Origin of the sequence: Neobacillus niacini (assembly GCF_000759675.1) — a bacterium.
Classification (GTDB): domain Bacteria; phylum Bacillota; class Bacilli; order Bacillales; family Cytobacillaceae; genus Neobacillus; species Neobacillus niacini_A.
In genome coordinates this window covers 1-308 of the sequence record NZ_BAWM01000142.1, presented here as the reverse complement: position 1 = coordinate 308, position 308 = coordinate 1, and the positions used below count along the sequence as shown (strand labels likewise).

Below are 308 nucleotides of genomic sequence, written 5' to 3'. Positions count from 1 at the left end.
GCTTTTCGAATTGCCATCTGCCCAGCTTTACATACGTACATGCCTGCATCTTTATTAAATTCAAACTCATCTTCTTTAGTACGTCCCCCTTGTGTGATTTGGGGATTTAATTTTGAAACAAGCTGAAATTCTTCCTTTCTAGCATATTGAATATTTTCTTTTTCTGAATACGCTGTATCGCCAATCACCGATTTAATTTCGACGCCTGTTGCTTTACTTTTTTCGACCAATTCTTTAAGGTACTTTCCGTCACTTTTCTCCCCAGTTGTTACCACTGCCGCTGTAATAATTCGTTCATCATTCATTGC

At 38.0% G+C, this 308-nt stretch carries 1 protein-coding gene; it reads right to left on the bottom strand.

Annotation, left to right across the window (positions count from 1 at the left end):
* Positions 1-308, bottom strand: a 308-nt coding sequence (locus TR08_RS26025; RefSeq protein WP_152597529.1) for a transposase, incomplete at both ends; no start/stop codon positions are given.